This window comes from Halomonas sp. SIMBA_159 (assembly GCF_046536035.1).
GTDB classification, from domain to species: Bacteria; Pseudomonadota; Gammaproteobacteria; order Pseudomonadales; family Halomonadaceae; genus Vreelandella; species Vreelandella venusta_A.
The window spans coordinates 1-260 of record NZ_JAWJBT010000908.1 but is presented as its reverse complement, the minus strand read 5'-3'; the positions used below and the strand labels follow the sequence as shown (position 1 = coordinate 260).

At 34.2% G+C, this 260-nt stretch carries 1 protein-coding gene; it reads left to right on the top strand.

Annotation, left to right across the window (positions count from 1 at the left end):
- Nucleotides 1–86: 86 nt before the first annotated feature.
- A partial coding sequence (locus tag R0J87_RS21890; RefSeq protein WP_498888940.1) for a DUF2887 domain-containing protein occupies nt 87–260 on the top strand: 174 nt, incomplete at its 3' end.

Here is a 260-nt window from a genome sequence, read left to right as displayed (position 1 = left end):
GCATCGTATAGAAATTTATGGCTTAAAACTTCTTGAGTAAGTTAATTCCATATTAAATTTTTAGCGAAGGAAAAATTTAATTCCTAATGAAAACCGATTCTATCTTTTACCGCCTCTTCCAAATCCGACCCCAAATCTTATTTGAACTGCTATCTAATAGCTCTGAACGGGTTACTAATTATGAATTTACTTCTGTAGAAGTCAAACAACTCGCCTTTCGTATTGATGGGGTATTTCTTCCGAAAAATGGAGAACCCAAC